Origin of the sequence: Parvibaculum sedimenti (genome assembly GCF_009184905.1) — a bacterium.
Taxonomy (GTDB): Bacteria; Pseudomonadota; Alphaproteobacteria; order Parvibaculales; family Parvibaculaceae; genus Parvibaculum; species Parvibaculum sedimenti.
In genome coordinates this window covers 17,882-38,529 of sequence record NZ_WESC01000005.1, presented here as the reverse complement: position 1 = coordinate 38,529, position 20,648 = coordinate 17,882, and the positions used below count along the sequence as shown (strand labels likewise).

Sequence of the window (20,648 nt, the reverse complement as noted above, 5' to 3'; positions counted from 1 at the left end):
AGAGCACCGCCGAAAGGCGGTCCGACGTAGAAACAGACACCGTATGTGGACGGTCGTTCAACCCTTGACCTCTTGCCACTTGCGCTGCCAGACGCTGTAGTCCGTGCAGGTTTGGGAGCCGTCGCTGCAGGTCTTCTGCGGCGTCTTCCAGAACTTGATCTTCTTGATGTAGGTCGTCGCCTCGTCGAGGTGATACTTGGCGCAGGAACCTGCCTCCGCCTTGTCCATCTCCTCGCAGGCCTTCATATTCGCGGGCGTCTCGCCGAAGTAGAGAGCCTGCTGTGCCTGCACAGCCGGGGTCGAGACATAGGCCATGAACTTGTAGGCGCAGTTCGGATGCTTCGTCTTTGCGGAAAGCATCCAGCTGTCAGCCCAACCTGTCGCGCCCTCGGTGGGAATGGTGTCAGCCACCTTGGCGCCGGCTGCCTTCAGCGTGATCGTCTGATAGGGCCATGCCGCGCCGATGACGACGTCGCCATTCTTGAAGAGCTCGATCTCATCGGAGGCGAGCGCCCAGTACTTCTTCACCAGCGAACGCTGCTGCTTCAGAAGCGCGACCACCGCGTCGAGCTGCTTCTCGGTGAGCTCGTAGGGGTCCTTGATGCCGAGGCTTGGATCCTTCACCGCAAGATAGAGCGCCGCGTCGGCGATCTGGATCGGATTGTCGGGAACCGTCACCTTACCCTTGTACTGCTCATCATAGATCGCACTCCAGCTCGTCGGCGCGGCCGCGATCTTGTCGGTGTTATAGAGCAGGACGTTCGGACCCCATTCATAGGAGAGACCGTAATGGAGGCCCTTCACCGTGTTGTGCGGCGGCGCTTTCAGATCCGGCACGAAGTTCTCGAAGTCCGGAATGAGCTTGACGTCGATCGGCTGCACCGTGCCGCCATAGATGAGGCGAAGGCTCGCATCGCCCGAAGCCGAGACGAGATCATATTCGCCGCCGCCACCCTGGCGCATCAGCGTCACCATCTCGTCGGACGAGCCCGCATATTTGCGGTTGACCACACAGCCGGTCTCTTTCTCGAACGGCTTGATCCACGAATCTTCGGCATAGCCTTCCCAGGCGACGATGTTGAGAGCACCCTCGCCCTTACCGATTGTCTGCGGATAGTTCGGCGCTGCCGGCGCGGCGAATGCCGAGGCGGAAAACGCGATCGCTGTGCCGAGGCTGATGCCCGCGGCCAAGGTCCGTGTCAAATTCATCATCTTGCAGCCCTCCATTCCTGAAACGGTTTCACTGAAGCTCGAACAGATTGTCCGGACGCCACGCCACTTGAACGGTCGTGCCCGCCGCGTCGCGGAAGCGGGCTGTAGTACGGTCGAAATTCTGCCGCACGGCGGTCACTTCCGTGCCGTCGGCCAGCGCCACCACATAGCGCGTGAACATGCCGACATAGATCGCTTCGAGAATGCGCCCATCTTCGACATGAAGGCCCGCCTCGTCGAAAAGCTGGCCGAGAGGCGCGATGCGAATCTTTTCAGGACGCAGCACGAAGCGCTTGCCATGCCGGTGAAGAATATTCGACGTCCCGACGAAACTCGCGATGAAGGCATCGGCCGGCTTCTCATAGACATCAGTCGGCGTGCCGATCTGCACGATGCGCCCATGATTGAAGATCGCGATGCGGTCGCTCATGGTGAGCGCTTCTTCCTGATCGTGCGTCACATAGAGGAAGGTGATCTTCACTTCCGCCTGAATGCGCTTGAGCTCGGACTGCATTTCCTGACGCAGCTTCAGATCGAGCGCGCCGAGCGGCTCGTCGAGCAGCAGCACCTTCGGACGATTGACGATCGCGCGCGCAAGACCGACGCGCTGACGCTGGCCGCCCGAAAGCTCGGCGGGCTTGCGCTCGCCGAAATTCTGCAGCCGCACCATGCGAAGCGCTTCAATCACGCGCTCCTTGCATTCGTCTTTCGGAACACCCTTTGTCTGCAGGCCATAGGCGACATTTTCCGCAACGCTCATATGCGGGAAAAGCGCGTAGTCCTGAAAAACCGTGTTGATGTCGCGGTCGTAGGGCGGAAGCTTCGTGACATCCGCGCCGTTCAATTCGATGAGCCCCTGATCGGGCTTCTCGAAACCGGCAATCAAGCGCAGCGTCGTCGTCTTGCCGGAACCGGACGGGCCGAGCAGCGTATAGAACTCACCGCGCCGGACCTCGAGATCGACGTGATCAACGGCGGTAACGTCGCGATACTTCTTCTTTACGCCGGAAACGCGGACGATCACCGGCTCCTCGGCAAGGCCCGCCTCTTCAGTTCCAACTTGCTGCTGCACGATCCCGTTCAACGGCTTCCCTCTCCCGTTGCGATGCGGATCAAAGCTTCACCATCACATGGCGAGCAACCGAATAGTCTTCGAGCGCATAGGCGGAGAGATCCTTGCCATAGCCCGACGACTTCATGCCGCCATGCGGCATTTCGCTTGCCAGCATGAAATGCGTGTTGATCCATGTACAGCCATATTGAAGCCGCGCGGCGGCCTGCATGGCTTTTGAAATATTTTGTGTCCAGACAGACGAAGCGAGCCCGTACTGGCTGTCATTCGCCCAGTCGATGGCCTGCTCGACATCCGTGAAGCGTGTGATCGAAACGACGGGGCCGAAGACTTCGCGCTGAACGATCTCGTCTTCCTGCAAGGCGCCGGCGACGACGGTCGGCTCGTAGAAGAAGCCATTGCCCGCGCCGGGATTTCCACCGGTGAGGATTTCGACATGCTTCTGCGCACGGGCGCGTTCCACGAAACTCGACACGCGCGCGCGCTGCCGCTCGCTGATAAGCGGCCCGAGTTCGACGCCGTCAACCTCGGGCGTGCCGAGTTTGATAGTCGAAACAGCGCTGGCGAGATCGGCGGCGAGCTTCTCGTAAACCTTGGGCGCCGCATAGATGCGGCAGGCGGCGGTGCAATCCTGACCGGCATTGTAATAGCCGAACGTGCGGACACCCTCGACGACGGATGCGATGTCGGCGTCGTCGAAAACGATGACGGGCGCCTTGCCGCCAAGCTCAAGATGGGTGCGCTTCAACGTGCCGGTCGCAGCCTCAAGCACCTTGCGGCCCGTCGCGATGTCGCCGGTAAGCGAAGTCATATGGACGCCCGGATGCGAAACGAGCGGCGCGCCGACATTCTCGCCGCGGCCGAGCACGAGGTTCCAGACGCCGGCCGGAAAAATATCGGCCATGATCTCGGCAAGCTTCAACGCCGTCAGCGGCGTCTGCTCGGAAGGCTTCAGCACCACGACGTTACCGGCGGCGAGCGCGGGCGCGATCTTCCAGGCGACCATCATCAATGGATAGTTCCAGGGCGCGATCGAGGCGACGACGCCCACGGGATCGCGGCGGATCATGCTGGTATAGCCTGCGAGATATTCGCCCGCAGCACTTCCCGACATGCAGCGCGCCGCGCCCGCGAAAAAGCGGAAGCAATCGGCGATGGCCGGGATTTCGTCTTCAAGGGCACGGGGATAGGGCTTGCCGCAATTGAGGCTTTCGAGCTTCGCAAAGGCTTCCGCCTCCGCCTCGATCCGGTCGGCGAGCTTCAGCAGCATGCCCGAGCGCTCCGCAGGCGTCGTCCGGCCCCAGGTCTTGAAGGCCCGGGTCGCGGCGGCGACCGCCTGGTCGATCTGCTCCTTGGAGGCGGAGGGAATCTTCGCGATCAGTGCGCCTGTCGCCGGATTGAGGATTTCTTCCTCGGCACCCGCGCCAACGACGAACTGGCCATCAATGAAAAGCTTGGTCTGCATGGTAGCTGCCCTCCCCACCGCGGCGGTTTCACCCGCCTACCCGGCATTGCAGGTTTCAAATCCGCCTTTTTCGAAGGAAAATCCTTCGATATCAAAGCCTTAATAAAGCCCCGGAGCGACCGGGCGAACACTCGTCCCGACGCCACAAAAATGTTAGGGCAGCAATATGGGAATTGAAAATCGGAAAATCCGCGTCACTCATTCTGAAAATCAGATATCTGCGCCATCAAATCGGCCTTTAGGTGCGACGCGACGAGAGGCCCCCCTCAACGAGGAGGGGGCGGCAAGCCGGGTTCGGGCCGGATTGGGGGTCAGTTGCCAGGAAGGCGGCGGCGCGTGTTCGGCGGGCTGTATTCGCGGCACATGTCGAGGAACTGGCTCGCGGTCGGGCGCAAGGGCGCACCGCGACGCCAGGCGAGGCCGACATCGACGGTGGGAATGGGATTCGCAAGCTCGCGCGCTTCGAGCCTGTCGCCTTCGAGCGACCAGGGGCGATAGGCCATGTCGGGCAAGGTCGCGAGACCAACGCCCATGCCGACGAGGCTACGCACCGCTTCCACCGACGCGGTCTTGAGCACGATGTTGGGCGAGAGCCCCTCCTCGCGCCAATAGGCGGTTGTCGTTTCGATCAGTTCGTCGACGGAAAGCATGATGAGCGGCTCGGCGGCAAGGTCGGCCAGCGTCAGCACATTCTGTGAAAGAAGCGCATGGCCCGCAGGCAACCAGATGCGCCAGGGCGAACGGATCAGCACTTCGGATTCGAGCGCTTGCCGGTCCTGAAGGTTCGACACCAGCAGCAGCCCGACATCGAGTTCGCCATTGACGAGCAGGTGTTCGAGATAAGTGCGCTCGTCTTCCACCACGCGGACATCGACCTGCGGAAAGACTCGGCGAAAGCGCGCAAGCAGATCGGCGAGGTAATAGCCCGACACCATATGGGTTACGCCCACATTGAGATCGCCGGTCGTAGCCTCGGGCCGGACGCTGACGGCGCGGCGTGCATCCGCCACCGCGGCCATGATGCGCCGCGCATGGAGCACGAGCTGGTGCCCCTCATGGGTCAGGCGCACACCCTTGGCGTGGCGCACGAAAAGGCTCGCCCCAGTCTCATATTCGAGCGCCTGGATCGCCGAGGTGATAGCCGATTGGGATATGCCGAGTTCCTGCGCGGCGCGGGAGACGGACTCCGTCTCCGCGGCAGCGATGAAATATCTGATCTGGCGCAGGTTCATGGGCCGGCAGTATATCCAAACTGCGGCGTCTGTATCGCCTCAGTTTGCCCTCATCCTTTCGAGCAGGGATGCCGTCGGGTAGCCATCCGGCGGCAGGCCGACCGATTGCTGATAGGCACGGATCGCCTTGCGCGTGTTGTAGCCGATGATGCCATCCGGCTTGCCATGGTCATAACCTTTGGCAGTGAGAAGCGCTTGCAACTCCTCGCGCTCGGAGCGGGTGAGCGGCCGCTCGTCATAGGGCCAGCCGCCCTTGATCTCGCCCCGCCCCACAAACCGATCGGCCAGCAGCGAGACTGCCAGCGCATAGGAAGTCGAAGCATTGTAGACGAGGATCGAGCGGAAATTGTTCAGAACAAGGAAGGCAGGCCCCTTGTATCCGGCAGGCAGCAGCAGCGACGCCTTTTCTTCCACGTCGGTGGCCGGGAAGGCGCGGCCGTCGGCACGCTTCAGCCCGAGCTTTTTCCACTCCGCCACCGTCTTCGTCAGCGACATGTCGGCCAGCGCATAGTCGAAATGCTTCGGCATTGCGACTTCGAAGCCCCAATGTCCGCCCGTCTGCCACTTCGAGACCTGAAGATAATGCGCAGTAGAGGCCAGTGTATCGGCGGTCGAGCGCCATATGTCGCGCCGCCCATCGCCATCGAAGTCGATCGCATGGGCGAGATAGGTTGTCGGAATGAATTGAGTCTGGCCCATGGCGCCTGCCCATGAGCCGACCATTTCCTCCGGCGGAATGTCGCCCGCCTGAACGATCTGCAGCGCCGCGATGAGCTGTGTACGGCCGAAATCCGGCCGGCGCCCTTCAAAGCCGAGCGTCGCAAGCGAGCGGACTACGCTTTGCGTCCCCATGTGATCGCCGAAATTCGACTCGAGCCCCCAGATGGCGGCGACGAAATGGCGGTCGACGCCATAGGTCTTTTCAATGCGGTCGAAGAGCGTGCGATTTTCGGCAAGCAGCGCCTTTCCGCGAGCCACGCGCTTGTCGGACAGCGCGCCGCGCAGATATTCCCAAACGGGCTTCACGAATTCCGGCTGGTTCTGGTCGGCCTCCATCACATCCGGATCTGGCGTCACGCCCCGCATGGCCCGGTCGAAGGTCGCTGCGCTGATCCCCGCTTTCATCGCGTCGAGGCGAAAGGCCGTCAGCCAGTCGGCAAAACGCTCGCTATTGGCGTTGACCGGCGGCGACATCGGCATGCGCGTCTCGGGCACGCGGACATGGGTGCGCGCATCCGCGCAGCCGGCAAGAACGAGCCCGCCCAGAACGATTAGGCTGCCGGAGCGGAGGCCGAAACGGGGAAAACGAAAGGAACGGGACATCGGTATCGAAGGCTCCTGCGCGAAAACTCGGGCGAGATTAGCATGAGCCCGCATGGATTAGCAGAACAGGCCGCGGCTCTTTGTTAATTTCCCGGCCCTTCGCGCCAAACGGCAGCGCCGCCCACGGGCAGCACATGCTCGCCGATAACGAGCTCGCCCCGCACGATCCCCGATATGTCGGCAACCTCCGGCCCATAGTTGAAGAGGAAGCACCAGTGCCCACGCCGACGTGTGCGCAGACCGGGCGCAAAGCTTTCGAGTGCAAGTCCCGCCTCGCCAGCGAGGCGACGGAGAATCAACGCAAGCAACGTCGCGTCGGGCCATCCGGCGAGGTACCAGGCATTGCCCTTGCGCGTCAGCGCCGGGCGACCATCGTCGACCCGCGCCACGATGTCCGCCTCGGTCACGGTCACGAATTCGCGCCAGCGGTCGAAAGTGCAATGCTCGCCCTCGAAGACGAGCCGGATCGCGGAATGCGGACGGAAACTTTCGACGCGCGTGACCTTGATGCCGAGCAGGCCAGCGAGCGGACCCGGTGCGAGATTCGTTGGTATGCGATGCGATGCCGTGCGGCTGCCGGTGCGCGGCATGACGAGCAACTGCCCCTCGAAACCTTCGAGCGACGCTGCAAGAAGCGGCGGCACATAGGGCATGGATGGCAGGACGGCGAGCGCATAGCCGGAAAGATTGGCCTCGGGACCAACGATGTCGATGTCGAGCCCCATGGCGCGCAGCGCCCGGTAGATCGAAAAGATCTGCTCGACATAGGAGAAGTTCTTTCCCTGCGGCTGGATGGCGAGAAACCATCGCGCCTCATAGGAATTGACGATGGCGACCTTTGCGGGCGCTGTCGCACCAAGGTCACCCAGTTTGATGAGATCGCGGGCGAGCTGCTGCACCTCCGCATAGGCGCGGTCCGTCTCGTTGTTCGGGAGGATGAGCCCTGCATGGAACTGTTCCTGCGCGAAGGGCGTCTGTCGCCAGCGGAAATAGGAAACGAGTTCCGCGCCATGCGCGATGCCTTCCAGGCCCCAGAGCCGCACGAGGCCGGGCAATGGATCGGCGTTGTAGTCGGCCCAGTTCACCGGACCGGGCTGCTGCTCCATGATGCCGAAACGCCCTCGCCCGGCGCCGCGATAGAGATCGTGGTGAAACGCCTGCATGTCGGGATCGCCAGTGCGGGCGAAAGCGGCCTTGTGTGCGGGATCTGCAGGAAAGACGTCGAGACTTCCGAGCGGATAGGAATCCCACGTCGCAACATCCAGATCTTCCATCACATCGTAGTGATCGAAGTCGGAATGGAAGGTCATGAAATTGTGAACGATGTCGCGCCCCGGCGAGAGGACGCGCAGGATATCCGTCTGCACACGGTTTAACTCGCGCACCTGATCGGAGGAGTAGCGGTCGAAATCAGTGCGATGCGCGGGATTGGTCTCGGTGACGGCGCCGACCGGAAGGTCGATCTCTTCGAAGTTCCGATACTCCATGCTCCAGAAGACATTGCCCCATGCCTCGTTGAGCGCGGCGACGGTGCCGTAGCGCTCTTTCAGCCAATGGCGAAAGCCGAGTAGCGCGGATTCTGAGTAGGAGCGCACGGTATCATGGCAACCATATTCATTGTCGATCTGCCAGCCGACGACGCCAGGATGCTGACCGAAGGCCGCGCCCAGCGCCGTTACGATGCGCGCGCACTCGCGCCGGTAGCCCGCATGGGAAAAGCAGTAATGCCGGCGCGAGCCGAAGCCGCGCGGCCTTCCATGAAGATCGATGGCGAACATGTCCGGCATCCGATCGACCAGCCATTTGGGCGGCGTCGCCGTCGGCGTTCCGAGAATGACACCAAGGTCTTCGGCATGAAGCGTGTCGATGGCGCGTGCGAGCCAGCCGAAATCGGAACGGCCGAACTCCGGCTCCAGCCGGCTCCAGGCGAACTCGCCGATACGAACCCGGCGGATGCCCCCCTTGTGCATGCGCCGCGCGTCATCGGCCCACATATCCTCGGGCCAATGTTCCGGGTAGTAGCAGACCCCGATTTTCGCCGAGCCGCGATCGGCCATGTTCACGCCCTCCCCAAGCCCCCACCCGGGTAAGAAGGCCAGCTTGCCGCATTTTTTTCCCATGCCGCAAGCCTTGCTGCGCGAAAGGCCCCGATGCGGTAGGAAAGATTAACCGCCAGGAGGATCACATGCTCTTTCTCGATATACTGAAATATGTCCGCCCCGTCGAAGAGGTCGATGCGCAGCTCGAACCGCACCGCGACTGGCTCAAGCGCGGCTTTGCCTCGGGCCATTTCCTGATGGCTAGGCGCCACGATCCGCGTATCGGCGGTGTCATTCTCATCAAGGCAGAAACGCTGGAAGAAGCGCGCGCCCTGGCCGCGGCAGATCCTTTCATCACGGAAGGCGTCGCTGAATACGACCTTATCGCCTGGGAGCCGACCATGCGCTCGGCGGACACTCCGGAAGATTGGGGGCCGAAGGCCGCCATTATCGGCTGAGCTTTTCGACCGTCTTCGTCGTGCTGAAGCCCGGCACGAGATCGATGATGGCGACTTTGCCGCCGTGAGACTGCACGAAATCGGCGCCAACGATCGTTTCGACCGTGTAGTCCCCGCCCTTGATGAGAACATCGGGGCGAAGGCTGCGGATCAGGTTTTCCGGCGTGTCTTCCTCGAAGATCACGACGAGATCGACGCTTGCGAGCGAGGCGAGCACCGTCGCCCGCGCGATGTCGGGCTGGACAGGCCGCGTCGGTCCCTTGAGCCGCGACACGGATGCGTCGCTGTTCAGCCCAACGATCAGCCGGTCGCACAGCGCGCGCGATTGCGCAAGCAGCGCCACATGGCCCGGATGCAGAAGATCGAAGCAGCCATTGGTGAAGCCGACCGTGAGCCCCCTGGCGCGCCAGGAGGCCGCGACGTCCTGCGCCGCCTGCAAGGTCGCAACCTTGCTTTCGATCGACGAAAGTTCGTTCTCGCGCAGCTTCGCGGCGAGCTCGTCCAGATAGACGACTGCCGTGCCCACCTTGCCGACGACAATGCCCGCCGCCGTATTGGCGAGGCTCGCCGCCTCAACGAGCGAAAGCCCGCCCGCCAGCGACGCCGCCAGCGTCGAGATAACCGTATCGCCCGCGCCTGACACGTCGAAGACTTCGCGCGCCTCCGCCGGCAGATGCGCGACCTCGCCCGACGCCATTACGACGCTCATGCCTTCCTGGCTCCGCGTCACGATCATGGCGTCGATACCGGCTTCGCCAATCAGCTTTCGTGCCAGCGCCACGATGGCCTCGTCGCCGCTCGCATTCTCTCCGGTCGCCTCGGCAAGTTCCTTGCGGTTCGGCGTCACGACACTTGCGCCGCGATAGAGGCTGTAGTCGCGCCCCTTGGGATCGACGACGACGGGAACGCCCGCAGCGCGCGCCACATCTATGATGGCGCGGCAGACTTCAGGTGTCAGAACGCCCTTGCCATAGTCGGAAAGCACAACGACCTGCACATCGGGAACGAGGCCCCGGACACGGTCAATGAACTCGGTCTGTGCCGCGGATGTAAGCGCGGCACTGGTTTCATGGTCAGCTCGCAGAACCTGCTGGCCCATGGCCACGAAGCGCGTCTTGACAGTCGAACGGCGCAGCGGCTCCACCACGAGGCTCGCCTGCAGATGCGGCACGTTTCCAAGCATCCGCTCTATCTCTTCACCGACCTCATCGGCGCCAACGACAGAGGCAAAAGCCACATGCGCGCCGAGCGCCGCAAGGTTCCGCGCGACATTGCCCGCACCGCCCAGCATCGAGCGTTCGTCCTTCACACGAAGCACGGGGATCGGCGCCTCCGGCGAGATGCGCTCGACATCGCCATAGACATAGCGATCGAGCATGACATCGCCAACGCAAAGGATTTTCGTCCCTTCGAGCGCCTCAACCTTGCCCGTCAGATGCTGCTTGCCCGTCATGCCCTGCCCGGTCGTTCTATTCCGCGGCCGAGGCCTTGGAGCTGCGCCCATAAACATCGTCATAGCGCACGATGTCGTCTTCGCCGAGATAGTCGCCCGACTGCACTTCGATGATGCTGAGGGGTTCGCCGCCCGGATTTTCGAGCCGATGCTTCACGCCGACGGGGATATAGGTCGACTCGTTCTCGCGCAAAATCCGGATCTCGTCGCCGACAGTGACGCGCGCCTCGCCGCTCACAACGACCCAATGCTCCGCACGATGATGATGCATCTGGAGCGACAGCGCCGCACCGGGATGGACCATCAGATGCTTGACCTGATGGCGCTCGCCGGAATCAAGCGCTTCATAGAATCCCCAGGGCCTGTAGACGCGATTATGCGCCTGATGCTCGGTGCGTCCCTCGGCGGCAATGCGCTCGACAATTTTCTTCACGTCCTGAACGCGATCCTTCGAGGCGATGAAGAGAACGTCGCCCGTCTCCACCACGATCAGGTTTTCGACACCGAGCGTGGCGACGAGGCCCGTCTCAGCCCGCACGAAACAGTTCTTCGTATCGAGCGTCAGAACGTCACCGGACAGGACATTGCCGTCCTTGTCCTTCTCGCCGATCTCCCAGAGCGCCGACCAGCTGCCGATATCGCTCCAGCCCATTTCGACCGGCACGACGACGGCATCGCGCGTATGCTCCATGACGGCATAGTCGATCGAGTCCGACGGACAGGCGTTGAAGGCTTCGGGCTGCAAGCGCACGAAATCGAGGTCGCGGCTCGCCTTGTGCACGGCCTCCGTCGCGAGCGACGCGATGGCGTGGCAATGAACGCGCATCTCATCGAGGATGCGGTCGGCGCGAAACATGAAGATGCCCGCGTTCCAGTCATAGCCGCCCTGATCGAGATAGGTCTTCGCCGTTTCGAGATTGGGTTTCTCGACGAATCGCTCGACGGCGAAGGCGCCTTCGCCCAGCGCCGCACCGCGCTTGATGTAGCCATAGCCGGTTTCAGGCGCCGAAGGCACGATGCCGAAAGTGACGAGTTTGCCAGCCCGCGCGAGTTCCGCACCCCGCTTGATGGCCTCGTGGAAGGCCGCCACATCACGAATATGATGATCGGCAGGAAGCAGGAGCAGAATGCCCCGCGGGTCGTGGGTCTGCACATAGGCGGCAGCGGCAGCGGCAGCGGGCGCCGTGTTGCGGCCCTGCGGTTCGAGCAGATGGGCAAGCGGCGTAAGCCCCGCATCGCGCATCTGCTGGGCGATAATGAACCGGTGTTCGTCGTTGGAAACGATGATGGCGGGGGCGAACAATTCCGGATCGGTCACGCGCAAGGCCGTTTCCAGCAGCATGGCCCGCTCGGACACCAGCGGAAGCAGCTGCTTGGGATAGAGCGCGCGGGAGGTCGGCCAGAGCCTCGACCCCACCCCGCCGGACAGGATGACCGGATATATCGTCACATCGACCCTCGTTAATTGGCGCCGGAACCTAGCATATCCTCCGAGGTCTCACGACAAGACCGACCGACGCCCGTCGCCGCCAGGGTTAATGGCCCGCGCCGCAGGACACGGCCGCCCGGTCGCGGCTTTTTGTCAGTTTAGCAGTTTTGCCGCGCACGGCATCATCCCCGATGGATAAATCCGGGAGAGGTGGGGCCTCGCCAGCGGGGCACCGCTCATGGAAAATGCCGCGGTTCCGCTCGCCGATTCCTTGCAGGGCGGACGGCATTGATGCAAAACATCGACGACCGGCCAGCGGCGCGTTTCAGCTCCGACCGGCGTCCAGGGATAGAGAGCGCGAAAGGATCGGCGTCAGCATGGCCCCCAAGAAACTGCGTAAAGTCGTTTTTCCCGTTGCCGGACTCGGCACGCGCTTTTTGCCCGCGACCAAGGTCATCCCGAAGGAAATGCTGACCGTCGTCGACAAGCCCGTCATTCAATACGCGGTCGAGGAAGCGATCGAGGCTGGCATTGAGCACTTCGTTTTCATCACCGGCCGTGGCAAGGGCGCGATCGAGGATCATTTCGACCTCGCCTATGAACTCGAAGCGACGCTTAAAGCGCGCGGCAAGACGGCCGAATTCGAAATGCTGACGACGAGCCGCCCGGCGGCAGGCACAGCAAGCTTCGTGCGCCAGCAGGAACCGCTCGGTCTCGGCCATGCGGTGTGGTGCGCGCGCGATGTGATCGGCGATGAGCCTTTCGCGCTGGCACTGCCCGACATGCTGATCCATGGCAAGCCCGGTTGCTTCGCCCAGATGGTTGACGTCTACGAAAGACATGGCGGCAACATCGTCGCGGTGGAGGAAGTGCCGCATGAGCATGTGAACCGCTATGGCGTCGTGGCGCTCGGCGAGAGCTTCGATGCCGCCACGCATCGCATCACCGGCATGGTGGAAAAGCCGAAGGTCGAGGACGCGCCGTCGGATCTCATCATTTCCGGCCGCTACATCCTCCAGCCCGAAATCTTCGATAAGCTTGCCAAACAGAAGCCCGGCGCCGGTGGCGAGATCCAGCTCACCGACAGCATGATCTCACTTTGCTCCGAACAGGATTTCTTCGCCTATCGCTTCACCGGCACGACCTATGACTGCGGCGACAAGATCGGTTATCTGACCGCCAATCTGGTTCTCGCGCTCGACCGTCCGGACATCGCGCCGAAATTCCGTCCGATCGCCGAACAGATCATCAAACGGTGACCGGCAGGGGGCGGCGGACACACATGACCGCCGCCGCCTTTGCTGCACACTCGGCCCCGCTTCTCGACCGCCAGGCTGAATGTTTCGACGGGGGCTGTGATTTGAAACCGGAAGCAACCAACGCGGGGCTCGCCTGGGTTAATGCAGGCCTGCTCGCCCTTGTCGCGCTCGCGCCCTTGCCGCTTGCGAGCAACAGGCCGCTGCCCGCCGCCCTGCTCGCGCTTGGCGCGGGGCTCCTGTTGATCGGCTGGTCGCTCGCGGTCTGGCGCGGGGCGTCCGTTACAATAAGCCCTTCGAAAATCGCTGGCCCGTTTGCGCTCTATCTTGGCGTTTGCCTCTGGATTGCCTTCCAATGGCTGCCCGGCCTCTGGGCCGACCCCATATGGGCGGAAGCGAGCGCGGCGCTCGGTACAGCGCTACCTGGCGGGATATCTGTCAATCCGGATGCAACCCTGACGGGGCTCATGCACCTTCTCTCATATGGAGCCGTCTTCTGGCTTTCGCTTCAGCTCAATGCGAAGGCGGAGCGCGCCTATTTCTCGCTCGGCGCAGTCGCCGCCATCGGAGCGGCCTATGCCCTTTATGGCCTCATCGTCTGGGTCACGGGTAACGACTGGATTCTCTTCTACCGCAAATGGGCTTATCACGACGCACTTGCGAGCACCTTCGTCAATCGCAACTCCTTCGCAACCTTCATGGGGCTTTGCCTGCTTGCGGGTTTTTCGCTCTTCCTCAAACGCATCGAGCCGGTGTTGGGCGTAAAGCGGCAATGGCGCCAGAAGACGGTGCTGATCCTTGAAAGCCTGAGTTCCGGCGCGACGGTCTGGCTCGCGGGGTCCGTTCTGGCCGTGGCGCTCGCGCTGCTCCTCACAGGATCGAGAGGCGGTTTCATTTCGAGCCTCGCAGGCCTTCTTGTGCTCGCTCTCGCCCATGCGCGGGGAATGCTCTCACGGCGAACCATTCTTCCGGCGCTGGCACTTGGCGCGGCTTTCTTCACCATCATCTTCCTCGCAGGCGGTGGCAAGGTCGTCGACCGCTATGAAGCCGGTGGCGCGGAACTCGGGAACCGCGAAGAGATCTACCTGCTGACGCTCGACGCGATCGAAGCGTCGCCCTGGGCGGGAAGCGGCTTCGGGACATTCCCCGATGTCATTTCCGCCTTCCAGCCGAAGACGCCGCAGCTCGAGCCCGTCTGGGACAAGGCACATAATACTTATCTAGAGAATGCGCTCGAACTCGGCATCCCTGCGGCCATCGCATTGAATGCCGCAATCCTGCTCCTGGCGGGCATTGCCCTGCGCGGCGTACAGATGCGCAAGCGCGACTGGGCCATCGCAGGCATCGGCGTCGCTGCGACGGTGCTGGTCGGGCTTCACGCCCTTGTCGATTTCAGCTTGCAAATCCCGGCCGTAGCGATGCTCTACGCCTTCATGCTCGGCATTGCCGTCGCTCAATCATGGAGCACAAGGCGGCCGGGGCAGGATAGCACCCCCTGAAAGAAACACGCGGCCACCGAGCGGCAGCGCGGAGAGCGCGGCTTGTTATTCGCCGTAGATGTTACCCTCGCCGCACCCGCATTCATATTCGCACGGGTTCGGAGGGGTATAGAGTTCGATCGTATGGGTGATCGTTTCTTCGGTGAGGTCGATATGGCTGCTGTCGCCGCCGTCAAAGTCCGGCTTCTCGCTTGAGAAGCGGTGGCCATAAAGCGGGAACGACGCGGCCTGCACGATGTTGCGGTAGGTGCCGTCCCAGGTCTTGGGGCCCTGAACGGAGCCGTCCTTGGAGATATGGATCGCGGTGCCCGGTGTCGTCAGCCTGACAATCCGGCCGCCCGGCAATGTGATCTCGGACCAGCCCTCGACGAGGATCACGACCAACTGGTCGCCCTGAACGAGAAAGTCGATGATCGTGCCACGCACACCGATCGAAGCGACGGGCGTGTTGAGCGCATAGCTATGCGGATCCTGTGTGCCGGAAACGAAACGAAACGCCCCCTTCGTCGCCTGAAGCACGACATCGCCCTTGCTCCGATTGGGGTCGTAGACAAATTTGTCGAGAGTTACTTCCGATTTGGGGCCGACGCTGAGACTTGTCTGATCGAGGAAGAGCAGCTGCGCCGTGTCGCTGGTGCCGGTACGGACCGTCTCATTGGTGACAAGCTGGCTGCCCGCGACCAGCGCGCTCGACTTCCCGTTGATGATTGCCTCCGCCTTCGAGGCAACGGCAGCTGCGACACCAATTCGCGCATCGGCATAGGCCGGCATAACCGCTAGCGCCTGTGCCGTTAACCCTGCCGCGAAAAGCGCTCTGTTCATATATTTCATCTGTAGCCGGACTTGATGCCCGCCCCTATCCGCCACCGCTTGCGCGATCGCCGTCCCCAACATTGCCCCAATGCCAATGCCCCACAGGGACGGGGCCACTATTTCATTGGCGCACCCCGGATGACAAGCCGTCATTAAGCGGATCGACCCATAAATTTTCTCAAGTTGCTACGCGTCCTTCGCCACCGAAAAATGGAGCGTTTTATTCCAGCGACCCCGCACAAAATTGAGGCACTTTTTTTCGTGTATTTTCCGCACAAAAACCATTAGAGGTGTGGCGTGGGGACATCGAAGGTGGGGCTACAAACCGTGTTCAATCGACTTTACCTGGCTTCAGCTTGCGCTCTGGTTCTGGCAGGCGGCGCCCTTACCAGCGCGCGGGCGGATGAGCTTTCCTCCGCTTACGAACTGGTCTTGAACAATCCGACGGACGCGGCAAAAAATCTGCAATACGCCAAACTGGCGGAGCAGCAGGGCAAGCCGCGCCTCGCGCTGGCCGCCTATGAACGTATCCTCCTGAACGACCCGGACAATGCCGAAGCGCGTGTAGGTCTGCAGCGGCTGCGTCGCATCCTCCAGCCTTCGTCGACCCAGTTCAAGCTCGAGGTCGGAACGGCCTGGGAGTCCAATCCCGCCAACGTGTCGAGCGATGCGAAGAGCGCGCCCAGCATCTTCGCGAACCTCGCCGTCCGTGACGACCGGTCGGCCGGCACCTTCGGCTGGCGTACGCTTGGCGCCATCGGGCTCGACCTGGTTAACAACCACAGCGACCTGAGCTATCAGCACATCAGTGTCGCAACAGGTCCCGTCTTCGACCTGACGCCTGGCCTCTCCGTCCATACGGCAGTCGGCGTCGCGGCCGCCAATCTGTCGAACAAGCTTTACTACCGTGAAGCGAATATCGGCGCGACCTTCGAAGGCAGCTTTGCCGGCGCCTATCAGTCGCTGCGCATCCGCGGCGGCGCGCGCAGCTACGGCCCCTATTTCACGGCAGATAGCGGCTATTACGCTGAGGCCAGAGGCAGGATTGCCATTCCCGCCGTCCTGACCGAGACGGATGTCATCTCCATTGCGCCCTGGTTGAAGTGGAGCGGCATCGACGGCTCGGTGACGGACATTTCACAGGAAGAAATTCAGCCCGGTCGCTATCGCGAATGGGGCGCGGAGATCGCCTATTACATCCCCGTCGCCGACGACATCATCGTCGGCCCGAACCTCACCGGCTGGCAGCGCTACTATTCGGAGCATCTGGTGGACGGCGATACGCGGACCGATAACCATCTGGAGCCCGGCATGTCCCTGGTTTTCAAGGACACGCTCATGTTCCAGTCGGACATCAAGCTCGACTATACCTACCGGATGAACCGCTCAAACGACGACACGCGCGACTATCACGACAACGAAGCCCGGCTGACCTTCATCGCCAACTTCTGACGAGGAGTGCTGCGCGGAGCGAAGCTCTCCCGGCAAATTGCCTAGCGGTTTCGCTCCCGCAGCTTCGTCTCCCAGGCGAGCGCGTGGCTGACGATCATGTCGAGGTCGTCGTAATTGGGCGTCCAGCCCAGCGCTTCCTTGATGCGGGCCGGGTTGGAGACGACCGAGGCAGGATCGCCCAACCGTCGCGGTGCCTGACGAATCTCGATCGAATGTCCCGCCGCCCGCTCGACCGAGCGCAGCACCTCACGCACCGAGAAACCGTGGCCATAGCCGCAATTCGCGACGAGGCTCGAACCCCCGTTTCTGAGGTAGATCAGGGCCGAGGTATGAGCGGCGGCAAGGTCGCTCACATGGATGTAATCGCGTATGCAGGTTCCATCCTTTGTCGGGTAGTCCTCGCCGAACACATCGATATAGGGCCGCTGACCGAGCGCGGTCTGGCAGGCGACCTTGATGAGATGCGTCGCATTGGTGGTTGACTGGCCGATGCGGCCCTTGGGATCGCCGCCCGCGACGTTGAAATAGCGAAGCGCGACATAGGTCAGCTCATGGGCTGCGGCGGTATCGCGCAGCATCCATTCGGTCATGAGCTTCGAGACGCCATAGGGCGAGATCGGGTTGAGCGGCACATCTTCGCTGACGGCAGCCTCGCCCGTCATTCCGTAAACGGCGGCGGTCGAGGAAAAGATGAAATGCTTCACCCCCCCCTTCACGCAAGCCTCAATCAGGCTTCGTGATTTGGCGGTGTTGTTCAGATAATATTTGAGCGGGTTGACCACCGACTCCGGTACGACGACCGAGCCGGCAAAATGGATCACCGCCTCGACCTTACGCTCGGCAATAATACGGGCAAGCAGCGTTTCGTCCGCTATGTCGCCGACGTAAAGATTCTCCGGCACCTGCACGGCCCAGTCGAAACCTGTCGACAGGTCATCGAGAACGAGGACCTCTTCGCCCGCCGACAGCAGGTCAATCACCGCGTGACTGCCGATATAGCCGGCGCCGCCCGTCACCAATACACTCATCCCAACGACTCCGGATCAGCCACGCACTTCGGCTCGCGGCACTTCAATAGGCGTTCTTGTGGAATAGCCCAAGAAACGGGGTCAATGCCAGAATTCTGATGTCGAACCAGAGGGACCAATTCTCGATATAGTAAAGATCATGCTCGATACGCCTGCGCATCTTCTCCGGCGTATCGGTTTCTCCGCGCAATCCGTTAACCTGCGCCCAGCCGGTGATGCCGGGCTTCATCCTGTGCCGCCTGGCATAATGCTCGACGAGACTTGAGAAATGCTCGTTATGGGCGAGCGCATGAGGCCGGGGGCCCACAAGCGACATGTCGCCCCGGAGAACATTGATGAGCTGGGGCAGCTCATCGAGGCTCGTACGCCGGAGGAACCGGCCGACGCGCGTCACGCGTGCGTCGTTCTGCCGGGCCTGTTGCACCATGGGCCCATCCTCAGCAACCCGCATGGTGCGGAACTTCAATACCGTAATGACCTGATGATTGAAGCCATGGCGGCGCTGCCGGAACAGAACCGGCCCCTCGCTATCGAGCCGGATTGCGGCGGCGACAAGAAGCAGGACCGGAGCGACCATGAGGAGCAAAAGCGCAGCGAGCACGCGGTCTTCAAACGCCTTGATGACAGGTCCCCAATGATCGAGCGGTCGCCGGGCGATTTCCAGAACCGGCACTCCGTCATAGTTGACGATCCCAACCGGCCGCATGCGGAAGGCCGTCAAATCCGGGCATAGGCGGATATCAGCTGGAAGGACCGCAAGCTCTTCGACGAGCCTGCCAATACGACGATCTTGTGAAAGCGGAATGGCGATCACCACTTCATCCACGCGCTCGGCCTGGGCGAGACTGATGAGGTCGGAAAGTCCGCCCGCTATAACGATGCGCGACGCCCCCTCAGCCGGAAAATCGTCGAAAACGCCGACAAGACGAGGGCCATCCTTCTTGAAGGTAAGCCGCTCGATCAGGCGTCGCGCTATCTCACCCCCCCCATAGATGGCGATGTTGCGCCCGAAAAATCCAGCCCGCATCCAGCGACGCAACAGCCGCACGACAACGAAATGTCCCGAGAAAAGGAGAACGGCCGAGAGCGCGAACCAGCTGATGAACCATCCCCGGGAAAAATGCGCGGAAATCTTGAAAGCGTAGGCCGCGCCGATAAGGATCAGTGCTGTCATCGCAAGCCCGACCAGAATGCGGCGGATCTGTCCCCGCATACTTGCCAGCATATCGAAGGTATAGAAATTTTGATTTCTGAGCGACATGAAGGCGATCGCCGCGCCGATCAGCCCCGCCGCGAGATAGATGTCGATATGCTGGTCACTTCCGAGAAACAGGTCGACGTAAGCCCATTTGGCGATGGCCGAGGCCGCGACGACCGCGAAGAGATCGAACGCAGCGACGCAATCGGCGATGACGCGCTTGGAATGAATGAACGGGCTCATAGACGTGCGCCGGGACGTGCGCCGGGCTCGCTCTGCCCGGTTGGACGATGAACGGTCGACAGATGTGCGGCCCGAAATGTCACCGCCCGTCCATGCCTTACCATCCATGGTCAATCGCCTCCTCCCGCCTCCGTTCCCCGCCCTATTTTTCACGCAGAATCAGCGTAAAAGTCGGCGCTTGGCCCCGCCGGAACACTCCACCTCTCATGGTGAATTGGGGCATTTAGAACCAGAAAACGCAAGTAAAGTTTTGTGCGTTGCACAATTCGTCGCATACGGCGAGACGATGCCACCTTTCATGTGCCCGCACCTCTCCAAGTTGCTCCGAATAGGATCGGAACCCGTGCAAGCCCGGACCTGAGAGGCGAAGGAGACAGTTGAAACGGCGAAATGATCTTCTGACGGAGGAAGGCTCTAGACTGAATGCGAAGCGCCGGAACGAGTTGAGCTCTCGATGCGGCGAATATCCGCCTCCACCATCTCGCGCACCAGCTGATCGAAGCTCGTCCGCGCCGTCCAGCCGAGGACTGCCCGAGCCCTGGACGCATTGCCAAGTGTCGCGTTCACATCGGTCGGGCGAAAGAACTTTGGATCGACGGCAACGAGACGTCGGCCCGAGGCAACATCAAAGCCCTCTTCGCCGATGCCACTGCCCCGCCATTCGACTTCCCGCCCGATCTCACGAAAAGCGATCTCCACAAATTCGCGGACGGAACGATTGACCCCGGTTGCCAGAACATAATCGCCCGGTTCCGGCTGCTGCAGCATGAGCCACATGCCTTCAACATAGTCGCGCGCATGGCCCCAGTCGCGCCTCGTATCGAGATTGCCGAGCTTCAGGCATTCCTCGCTACCGAAATGGACGGCGGCAACGGCCAGGGAGATCTTGCGCGTCACGAAGGTTGGCGCGCGAAAGGGGCTTTCATGGTTGAAGAGAATGCCGTTCGACGCATGAAGCCCATAGGCCTCGCGGAAATTGTTTGTCGCTTCGAAAGCCGCATGTTTGGCGACTGCATAGGGGTTCAGCGGATGGAAGGGCGTCTCCTCGCTCTGCATACCGCCAACCGTCGCATGACCAAACATCTCGGAGCTGGATGCCTGATAGAAGCGCGTGGATCGCTCCATGCCCAGCTTGACGATTGCGTTCAGCAGCCGAACGGTTCCCGTCGCGTTGACGTCGATCGTATAGTCGGGCTCTTCGAAGCTCTTCTGGACATGACTTTGAGCGGCGAGATTATAGATTTCGTCGGGCTCGATCTGTTCAACAAGCTCGTGAATCCGGCCGCCCTGCACCATGTCGAATGCGTGGAGAGACAGGCCGGGATTTCTGCTCGCCATGTCCGCGAGGCGGCCACTCTCCATCTTCGCGACATCGCGGCCCAGGCCATGCACCACATAGCCCTTTCGCAGCAGCAGCTCGGCAAGATATCCGCCATCCTGCCCCGTGATGCCGGTGATCATGGCAACGGGCGGTCT

Annotated in this window: 16 protein-coding genes; 4 read left to right on the top strand and 12 right to left on the bottom strand. The window is 61.8% G+C overall.

The window, feature by feature from the left end:
• Nucleotides 1-57: 57 nt before the first annotated feature.
• The 6 genes from F2P47_RS06435 to F2P47_RS06410 all read right to left on the bottom strand — a co-directional run bounded on the left by F2P47_RS06435 (nt 58) and on the right by F2P47_RS06410 (nt 8,361).
• Entirely contained in the window at nt 58-1,212 is a 1,155-nt protein-coding gene (locus F2P47_RS06435) for an ABC transporter substrate-binding protein (RefSeq protein WP_204886560.1), read from the bottom strand.
• Between the two features lie 28 nt (nt 1,213-1,240).
• A complete protein-coding gene (locus tag F2P47_RS06430; protein WP_422561558.1) occupies nt 1,241-2,284 on the bottom strand; it encodes an ABC transporter ATP-binding protein in 1,044 nt (347 codons plus the stop codon).
• Between the two features lie 40 nt (nt 2,285-2,324).
• Nucleotides 2,325-3,749 (bottom strand): gamma-aminobutyraldehyde dehydrogenase, encoded by a 1,425-nt coding sequence (locus F2P47_RS06425; RefSeq protein ID WP_152215434.1) that lies wholly within the window; start codon nt 3,747-3,749, stop codon nt 2,325-2,327.
• Between the two features lie 311 nt (nt 3,750-4,060).
• Complete coding sequence (locus F2P47_RS06420) at nt 4,061-4,981, bottom strand: LysR family transcriptional regulator (protein ID WP_152215432.1); 921 nt, start codon at nt 4,979-4,981, stop codon at nt 4,061-4,063.
• Between the two features lie 39 nt (nt 4,982-5,020).
• Nucleotides 5,021-6,304, bottom strand: a complete 1,284-nt coding sequence (locus F2P47_RS06415) for a lytic murein transglycosylase (protein ID WP_152215430.1) — start codon at nt 6,302-6,304, stop codon at nt 5,021-5,023.
• Nucleotides 6,305-6,387: 83 nt separating this feature from the next.
• Nucleotides 6,388-8,361, bottom strand: coding sequence for a beta-galactosidase (locus F2P47_RS06410; protein ID WP_152215428.1), 1,974 nt, complete (start codon nt 8,359-8,361; stop codon nt 6,388-6,390).
• 128 nt (nt 8,362-8,489) lie between these two features.
• Between F2P47_RS06410 and F2P47_RS06405 the strand changes: the two genes are divergently transcribed.
• Nucleotides 8,490-8,801, top strand: coding sequence for a YciI family protein (locus F2P47_RS06405; protein WP_152215426.1), 312 nt, complete (start codon nt 8,490-8,492; stop codon nt 8,799-8,801).
• Here F2P47_RS06405 and rfaE1 read toward each other — a convergent pair.
• Both rfaE1 and F2P47_RS06395 read right to left on the bottom strand, forming a co-directional pair.
• Entirely contained in the window at nt 8,791-10,254 is a 1,464-nt protein-coding gene (rfaE1, locus tag F2P47_RS06400) for a D-glycero-beta-D-manno-heptose-7-phosphate kinase (RefSeq protein WP_152215425.1), read from the bottom strand. The genes F2P47_RS06405 and rfaE1 overlap by 11 nt on opposite strands.
• Before the next feature lie 16 nt (nt 10,255-10,270).
• Nucleotides 10,271-11,704 (bottom strand): mannose-1-phosphate guanylyltransferase/mannose-6-phosphate isomerase, encoded by a 1,434-nt coding sequence (locus F2P47_RS06395; protein WP_152215423.1) that lies wholly within the window; start codon nt 11,702-11,704, stop codon nt 10,271-10,273.
• 356 nt (nt 11,705-12,060) lie between these two features.
• Between F2P47_RS06395 and galU the strand changes: the two genes are divergently transcribed.
• Nucleotides 12,061-12,942 carry a UTP--glucose-1-phosphate uridylyltransferase GalU gene (galU, locus tag F2P47_RS06390; protein WP_152215421.1) on the top strand — a complete coding sequence of 294 codons (882 nt, stop codon included), beginning with the start codon at nt 12,061-12,063 and terminating at the stop codon, nt 12,940-12,942.
• 101 nt (nt 12,943-13,043) lie between these two features.
• Nucleotides 13,044-14,438: an O-antigen ligase family protein gene (locus tag F2P47_RS06385; protein ID WP_185680984.1), complete on the top strand. Its 1,395-nt coding sequence runs from the start codon at nt 13,044-13,046 to the stop codon at nt 14,436-14,438.
• Nucleotides 14,439-14,483: 45 nt separating this feature from the next.
• Here F2P47_RS06385 and F2P47_RS06380 read toward each other — a convergent pair whose 3' ends face one another.
• On the bottom strand, nt 14,484-15,260 hold the full coding sequence (locus F2P47_RS06380; protein ID WP_185680983.1) for a FecR family protein: 777 nt from the start codon (nt 15,258-15,260) through the stop codon (nt 14,484-14,486).
• 318 nt (nt 15,261-15,578) lie between these two features.
• Between F2P47_RS06380 and F2P47_RS06375 the strand changes: the two genes are divergently transcribed.
• Nucleotides 15,579-16,703, top strand: coding sequence for a tetratricopeptide repeat protein (locus F2P47_RS06375; RefSeq protein ID WP_152215416.1), 1,125 nt, complete (start codon nt 15,579-15,581; stop codon nt 16,701-16,703).
• Nucleotides 16,704-16,744: 41 nt separating this feature from the next.
• Here the strand turns inward: F2P47_RS06375 and galE are convergent, their stop codons facing one another.
• From galE to gmd, 3 genes are all read right to left on the bottom strand, one after another.
• Nucleotides 16,745-17,731 carry a UDP-glucose 4-epimerase GalE gene (galE, locus tag F2P47_RS06370; RefSeq protein ID WP_152215414.1) on the bottom strand — a complete coding sequence of 329 codons (987 nt, stop codon included), beginning with the start codon at nt 17,729-17,731 and terminating at the stop codon, nt 16,745-16,747.
• Between the two features lie 43 nt (nt 17,732-17,774).
• A complete protein-coding gene (locus F2P47_RS06365; protein ID WP_185680982.1) occupies nt 17,775-19,280 on the bottom strand; it encodes an undecaprenyl-phosphate glucose phosphotransferase in 1,506 nt (501 codons plus the stop codon).
• 306 nt (nt 19,281-19,586) lie between these two features.
• Nucleotides 19,587-20,633, bottom strand: coding sequence for a GDP-mannose 4,6-dehydratase (gmd, locus tag F2P47_RS06360; protein ID WP_246176773.1), 1,047 nt, complete (start codon nt 20,631-20,633; stop codon nt 19,587-19,589).
• Nucleotides 20,634-20,648: the final 15 nt, after the last annotated feature.

What these genes read in the sequence shown, in the direction of transcription:
- F2P47_RS06435 (WP_204886560.1), bottom strand. Translation starts at nt 1,212, where the DNA reads ATGATGAATTTGACACGGACCTTGGCCGCGGGCATCAGCCTCGGCACA.
- F2P47_RS06425 (WP_152215434.1), bottom strand. Translation starts at nt 3,749, where the DNA reads ATGCAGACCAAGCTTTTCATTGATGGCCAGTTCGTCGTTGGCGCGGGT.
- F2P47_RS06420 (WP_152215432.1), bottom strand. Translation starts at nt 4,981, where the DNA reads ATGAACCTGCGCCAGATCAGATATTTCATCGCTGCCGCGGAGACGGAG.
- F2P47_RS06415 (WP_152215430.1), bottom strand. Translation starts at nt 6,304, where the DNA reads ATGTCCCGTTCCTTTCGTTTTCCCCGTTTCGGCCTCCGCTCCGGCAGC.
- F2P47_RS06410 (WP_152215428.1), bottom strand. Translation starts at nt 8,361, where the DNA reads ATGGCCGATCGCGGCTCGGCGAAAATCGGGGTCTGCTACTACCCGGAA.
- F2P47_RS06405 (WP_152215426.1), top strand. Translation starts at nt 8,490, where the DNA reads ATGCTCTTTCTCGATATACTGAAATATGTCCGCCCCGTCGAAGAGGTC.
- rfaE1 (WP_152215425.1), bottom strand. Translation starts at nt 10,254, where the DNA reads ATGACGGGCAAGCAGCATCTGACGGGCAAGGTTGAGGCGCTCGAAGGG.
- galU (WP_152215421.1), top strand. Translation starts at nt 12,061, where the DNA reads ATGGCCCCCAAGAAACTGCGTAAAGTCGTTTTTCCCGTTGCCGGACTC.
- F2P47_RS06380 (WP_185680983.1), bottom strand. Translation starts at nt 15,260, where the DNA reads ATGAACAGAGCGCTTTTCGCGGCAGGGTTAACGGCACAGGCGCTAGCG.
- galE (WP_152215414.1), bottom strand. Translation starts at nt 17,731, where the DNA reads ATGAGTGTATTGGTGACGGGCGGCGCCGGCTATATCGGCAGTCACGCG.
- F2P47_RS06365 (WP_185680982.1), bottom strand. Translation starts at nt 19,280, where the DNA reads ATGGATGGTAAGGCATGGACGGGCGGTGACATTTCGGGCCGCACATCT.
- gmd (WP_246176773.1), bottom strand. Translation starts at nt 20,633, where the DNA reads ATGATCACCGGCATCACGGGGCAGGATGGCGGATATCTTGCCGAGCTG.